Below are 6,699 nucleotides of genomic sequence, written 5' to 3'. Positions count from 1 at the left end.
TACGTATGAGTGAACAAAAGGGTTCAAAAGGTATAGGGGCGTTATTAATAGAGAAAGGTATGGAAGGATTTACCTTTGGAAAACAAGAGCGATTCATGGGTTTAAAAGGTCTCCCAAGTAGTGATTTGTGTTTTGAAAATTGCAAAGTTCCTAAGGAAAATTTAATAGTACCTGAGGGTGGTTTTAAAAAACTAATGCAGGCATTCGATATTGAGCGTTTGGGAAATGCTGCAATGTCATTAGGTATAGCTCAAGGAGCACTAGAAGCATCAGTGGAATATAGTAAATCAAGAAAACAGTTTGGCAAAGAAATATGTGAATTTCAGGCTATACAATTAATGTTAGCTGATATGTCGATGAAAGTTGAAGCTGCCAGATTATTACTTTATAGGGCTGCGACTGAAGCAAGCATGAGATATCCATCAATTTTACATTCTTCTTTAGCTAAATGTTATTGTAATGAAATCTCAAAGGAAGTAACTGATCTTGCATTACAAATACATGGAGGCTATGGATACTCTAAAGAATATTCCATAGAACAGATGGTTAGAGATTCTAGAGGTTGGCCAATAGCTGGGGGAACTGTACAAATGCAGCGTATAAATATTGCCTCTGAATTAGTGGGCCGTAGGTTTAACCAAAGAAGATAGTTTTATTCTAGAAATAAACAATATACAATCTAAAATCATTAAATAGAACTTAATCAAATAACATGTTTCTTTACTTATATGAATAAATTACTTTTTCTTCTACCAAGTTATTTATTATTTCATTAGTGTATTTAAGCTCTTCTCTAAGTATTTCAATTGAATGTTCTCCGTAGTGTGGTGGTGGAGATAGCTTTAATTGCTGGTTATACAAATCTATATTAAATACGGTAGATTTCACACCAATAATGCTTTTACCTGTTGATAGCTTTCCATTTATTAACAATTCTTTTGCTTCTGATTGTTCAAATACTTCTTTCATATTATAAACGCCACCTGCAGGTACAATCATTTTATGAAGTTGATGTAATAAAGAATCTCTATTATACTTAAGAATAAGATTTTGGAGTTTTGAATATAATTCTTCCCTATGTTTTACCCTTTCATGATTATTTATAAATCTTTTATCATTAGCAAGTTCAGGTTCTCCTAGGATTTTACACAAACTAGTAAATTGTTTATCGTTGCCAACTGCAAGTACAATTGGTTTTCCATCTTTACTATAAAATATTTTACCATAGGGCACAATATTAGGGTGTTCAGACCCCATTCTCTTAGGTATAACGCCCCCAACCAGCCAATTGGTAGCTTGATTAATTAGTGAGCTTACACCTGATTGTAGAAGGCTTACATCAATGTATGCTCCATCATTTTTATGTTTTTCTTGAAGTAATGATAAGAGTATTGCCTCCTTAGCTTGATGTGCGGCAAGAACATCCATCAGTGCAACAGGCATTTTAACAGGTGGTCTGCTGGGTTCACCATTTATATAAGTGAATCCACTTTCAGCTTGAATAATGGCGTCATATCCTGCTCTACTATTCTTAAGTCCATATCCAGTAATGTGAACATATATAATTGATTTATTATATCTTTTTAAGGTATTGTAATCTACTTTTAGCTTTTCAGCATCTCCTGGTTTATAACTAACTAATATAATATGTGATATTTTTGCTAGATGATAAAGTATTTCTAAACCTTTTGGATTACTAAGATCTAGTGATAGTGATTTTTTACCCCAATTAATACTAGTAAAATATGCTGATATATCTGTTTTTGGATCTTCTGTTGGAAGTTTCCATGCGCGAGTAACATCTCCATAAGTTTTTGGGTTTTCAATTTTAATAACAGTTGCACCAACCTCAGCTAAAAACATACCAACACTAGGGCCTGCTAACACACTAGCTAATTCTAATACTTTTATTCCAGAAAGTGGTTTTGAACACATTTTTACCACCTCATTTTTTATAATCTTTTTTCTAATATTACCATAAGACAATATATGAAGCAGATAATATTGTAGTTCTCTTTGCTATCGACGGATTTCTAGCATAAAATATTTTTAGGATAATATATTGAGGAATTATTATCCCCCAAAATTACACCAACTACATCAAATATTATAACATCCGTTAATAACAACAATATCAATAAGTTAAATTACAACAGTAAAACTTATTATAATAAGAAAAGCTATGGTATGCAATCAATCAATATATATATGTACAAATTATAACAGTAACAATAAGAAATATACAAATCAATAATCCGAATGATCGTTGATATTGCAGTTAAAACTATTTGTGGCCGAATACAAATCATAATAATGGCCATAAATTACAATTCAGTATTCATATACCATCTTTTTGCTATTTCAAATAATCTTCTTCGCTAATTTTTATATATTGAATTTTAAAAAGTTTAGTAATCTTTAAGTTGCATCTTAAATATTTTAAATCATCTAAATCAATATTTTATAAAAAATAATAGAATAATTAAATATAACATCTATTTAAATATGATTGATATTATTATTTATCTGTTATATAATGAATTTATAAAATAAATAAACGAGGATTATTATGTTTAAAAAAATTGATTCTAATTTTTATTCAAATGGTACTAAGTGTGCAGGGTGGTTGTACTTGCCAACAAAGGTTCAAAAACCGCCTATTATTGTAATGGCTCATGGTTTTGCTGCAGAAAGAACATTTGCTCTTCCTAAATTTGCTGAAAGGTTTGCAAAAAATAATTTTGCTGTATTTCTCTTTGATTACAGATATTTTGGGGATAGTGATGGTGAGCCAAGAAATAGGGTTAATCCAAGAAAACAATTAGAGGATTGGAAAGCGGCTATCTCACATGTTAGAACAATCAATGAAATTAATAGTGATAGAATAGCCCTGTGGGGTTCTTCCTTTAGTGGGGGTCATGTTATTGTAACAGCGGCAAAGGATCCAAAAATAAGAGCAATTGTTGCACAAGTACCATTTGTATGTGGAATGTCAACTGTTTTTAGAATTTCAACATCAGGTGGTATAAACAGTGCTTTTTCATATACTATAAAATCAATAAGTTCTATAATTCGCGATTTATACAGCACATATGTCTTAAAAAAACCCTATTATGTACCTGTAGTTGGAGACCCAAATACCTTTGCTGTTATGAATACACCAGAATCTAAACAAGGTTATTTAGAATTGGTACCTAAAGATTCAAAGTGGGAAAACAAATGTACAGCAAAGGACCTTATTTTTGTTATGTTTTATAGACCATTGAATTATGCAAGTAAAGTCAAAGCACCTGCTTTAATAATTATGGGTGAAGAAGATTCACTTATTTCACCAAAGACTTTAGAAAAATGTGTCTCTAAAATGAAAAAGGCTCAATTACTACGCTTATCAACTAACCATTTTAGTGTATATAAAGGGGAACTCTTTGAAAAAGTTGTTAAAGAAGAGATAAACTTTTTTAAAAAAAATTTATAATTTTTACTAGTTTATATAATATAATTTATTAGTATTTTTTGGAGGTATATTATGGAATTCAAAGATATTATTTATGAAAAAAAGGATGGTATAGCCAAGATTACAATTAATCGGCCAAAGGTCTATAATGCATTTAGGGCACTAACTGTGCGCGAACTAAATAATGCATTTCGTGATGCCTGGGATGATAATAGTATTGGTGTAGTTATTCTAACTGGTACAGGCGATAAAGCCTTTTGCACAGGAGGCGACCAAAAAGATAGAGGTTCAGAAGGCTATACAGGCAAAGGAGGAGGTTTAGAAGGAGGGATTGGTTTAGAAATGGAAGAGTTACATGCAGTAATACGAAATATTCCAAAACCAGTTATTGCTGCAGTTAATGGTTACGCTATAGGCGGTGGACATGTATTACATGTAATCTGTGATTTAACAATTGCATCTGATAAAGCAATATTTGGACAAGCTGGTCCACGAGTTGGTAGTTATGATGCAGGTTTTGGAACAGCTTATCTATCAAGGATTGTAGGAGAGAAAAAGGCACGCGAGATATGGTATTTATGTGAACAATACAGTGCAGAGGAAGCCTTGCAAATGGGACTAATTAATAAAGTAGTACCCCATGAAAAACTTATGGAAGAGGCTGAGATTTGGGCTAAAAAGATATTAGAGAAAAGCCCAACTGCATTGAAGATGATAAAATATTCTTTTAATGCAGATAGCGCTAATATTGAGGGTATAAATCAATTAGCCATGGGTTCCCTAGCAATGTATTACAGAACAGAAGAAGCACAAGAAGGATGGAGAGCTTTTATAGAAAAACGTAAACCTGATTTTAACAAATTTAGGAAATAAAATAAAAACATATTGGAGGTAAGAACAATGCGACTAAAGGATAAAATTGCCATCGTCACAGGAGGTGGCAGTGGTATAGGAGAGGCTATTTCAAAAAAGTTGGCTTCTGAAGGTGCTAATGTGGTAGTTGCAGATATAATGATAGAAGGTGCAGAAAATACAGTTAAAGAAATAAATGAAAACAATGGAAAAGCATCTGCATTTAAAGTAGATATAACCAATTTTCAAGAAGTAAAAAGATTGGTAGATACTACAAAAGAAAAATATAATAGAATAGATGTTTTAGTGAATAATGCAGGCTGGGATAAGGTTGAACCCTTTTTAGAAAGTAGAGAAGAGACATGGGATAAGATCATTGCTTTGGATCTAAAAGGTGTTTTTTATACATGTAAAACAGTGTTACCTATCATGATAGAACAGAAGTATGGTAAAGTTGTAAACATTAGCTCCGATGCAGGACGTGTTGGCTCAACTGGTGAAGCAGTTTATTCTGCTGCAAAAGGAGGGGTGATAGCATTTTCTAAGACATTGGCAAGGGAGATGGCAAGATATAAAATTAATGTTAATGTTGTCTGCCCTGGACCAGCAAATACACCTCTATTTAAAGGGATATCTAAGGATAATCCAAAGTTAGCAACTGCCTTAGAGAAAGCCATACCCTTTCGTAGATTGGCTGAGCCAACTGACATAGCAAATGCAGTGTGTTTTTTTGCCTCTGATGAAGCTTCATATATTACTGGGCAAACACTTAGTGTGTCTGGTGGGTTAACAATGGTATAATTTAATAAATACTTAAAACATTTGGAGGTTAAGCATATGGCAAAAGTTTTTGAAGATATAAAATTAGGTGATAAATATGTTACACCAGCTCGAACAATAGAATTAGCAGATATTATAAACTTTGCTGGTTTAACTGGTGATTGGAACCCTCTTCATACAAATAAAGAACACGCCGAAAAGATTTTTGGTGGTAGGATTGCTCATGGGTTATTAACACTCTCCGTTATATCTGGATTAAGTGCAAGGGGTGGAATATTAAGTGATACTGAAGAGAATATAATAGCCTTTTTAGGTATAAAGGAGCTTAAATTTCTTAATCCTGTTATGTCTGGTGATACTATATATCTTGAAGAAGAAGTAATAAATAAAAAGGAAACAAAAAAAGCTGATCGTGGTATTATTTCAATCAGCTGGCTAGTAAAAAATCAAAAAGACGATAAAATAATGGTCGGAGAAGCAAATATAATGATTAAAAGGAAGTAAATTTTAATTTAATATAGTTAGTTTCTGTGTAATCTTAACTTATAAAACTCCTAATATATATAACCATATTTTATAGAAATATTAAAAATTAAACAATTAAAATTTATACAATTTGCGTTGACACTATAAGTAAAAAATAGCTATATTTTTATATGTAAAATATTTTTAATATTTTGATTGAATAAGGAGATATAATCATGTTTAAAAAAATTATTTCATTCTTTTTATTTATTTTATTTTCAACCTCTTTGTTGTTACATGCTGAGCATATAGCTCCTATTAAGAATTATATTAATACAGGCAAATATTTAGAACTTGAATCAGCAAATTCTTATATTCAGATAACACCAATAACAAATGATGTTATAAGAATAAGGGTAGGGGTAAAAGAGACAACTGGCAATGATAAATACTTAGAGGATTATTCTTATGCAGTATTAGATGAGATAATAAATAAAAATGCAGATTTTACTGTAACAAAAGACGCCAATAACATTTATTTAAGAACAGATACATTAGAGGTAGAAATTAATTTAGATACACCTCTTATTGATATAAGAGATATAAATAATGGTTTTAGCTATACTGATGACTTCGAGCCAATGTCATTTGATGAGCCTGTTATTAGAACAGAATATATTGGAAAACCCGGCTTAGGCAACCTATTTAATGAGGGCAACAGTGTCACAATAACCAAAAAATTAACCTATAATGAACATTTTTATGGTTTAGGAGAAAAAAGTGGCAAATTTGACAAAAGAAGATCTAATCTACAAATGTGGAATACCGATGCATACGGTTATTGCCCAACATGTGACCCTATATATCAATCCCATCCATTTTTTATAGGGCTAAAGAATGGTAAAGCCTATGGAATATTTTTTGATAATACCTACAGAACTCACTTTGACTTAGGTTCTACCTATGAAGATAGGTATATATTTTCTTCTGAAGGTGGAGAGATTGATTACTACTTTATGAGAGGACCATCAATAAAGGAAGTTTTATCTAATTATACCAAACTAACAGGTAAAATGCCAATGCCGCCAAAGTGGAGTTTAGGGCATCACTTATCAAGGTATAGCTATTATCCAGAAACAGAAGTTTTA

General features: G+C 31.5%; 7 protein-coding genes. 6 read left to right on the top strand and 1 reads right to left on the bottom strand.

The annotated features are described in order from the left end of the window. A partial coding sequence (locus tag SVN78_07275) for an acyl-CoA dehydrogenase family protein (protein ID MDY6821405.1) occupies positions 1-650 on the top strand: 650 nt, incomplete at its 5' end. Between the two features lie 70 nt (positions 651-720). Here SVN78_07275 and SVN78_07270 read toward each other — a convergent pair. Then, complete coding sequence (locus SVN78_07270) at positions 721-1,935, bottom strand: CaiB/BaiF CoA-transferase family protein (GenBank protein ID MDY6821404.1); 1,215 nt, start codon at positions 1,933-1,935, stop codon at positions 721-723. 634 nt (positions 1,936-2,569) lie between these two features. On the opposite strand from SVN78_07270, the gene SVN78_07265 reads away from it, so the two are divergent. From SVN78_07265 to SVN78_07245, 5 genes are all read left to right on the top strand, one after another. After that, the gene (locus SVN78_07265) at positions 2,570-3,475 is read left to right on the top strand and encodes an alpha/beta fold hydrolase (GenBank protein ID MDY6821403.1); all 906 of its coding nucleotides are present in this window, start codon (positions 2,570-2,572) and stop codon (positions 3,473-3,475) included. A 33-nt stretch (positions 3,476-3,508) separates the two neighbouring features. Continuing rightward, positions 3,509-4,327, top strand: coding sequence for a 1,4-dihydroxy-2-naphthoyl-CoA synthase (menB, locus tag SVN78_07260; GenBank protein MDY6821402.1), 819 nt, complete (start codon positions 3,509-3,511; stop codon positions 4,325-4,327). A gap of 27 nt (positions 4,328-4,354) precedes the next feature. Next, positions 4,355-5,107 (top strand): 3-oxoacyl-ACP reductase family protein, encoded by a 753-nt coding sequence (locus tag SVN78_07255; GenBank protein MDY6821401.1) that lies wholly within the window; start codon positions 4,355-4,357, stop codon positions 5,105-5,107. A gap of 36 nt (positions 5,108-5,143) precedes the next feature. Beyond that, a complete protein-coding gene (locus SVN78_07250; protein MDY6821400.1) occupies positions 5,144-5,590 on the top strand; it encodes a MaoC/PaaZ C-terminal domain-containing protein in 447 nt (148 codons plus the stop codon). 197 nt (positions 5,591-5,787) lie between these two features. Next, the coding region (locus SVN78_07245; GenBank protein ID MDY6821399.1) for a glycoside hydrolase family 31 protein at positions 5,788-6,699 on the top strand (912 nt) is incomplete at its 3' end.

It is taken from the genome of Deferribacterota bacterium (genome assembly GCA_034189185.1).
In the GTDB taxonomy this organism is placed as follows: Bacteria; Chrysiogenota; Deferribacteres; order Deferribacterales; family UBA228; genus UBA228.
Note: the sequence above shows the minus strand (reverse complement) of the source record. Positions and strands in the feature narration are given on the sequence as shown.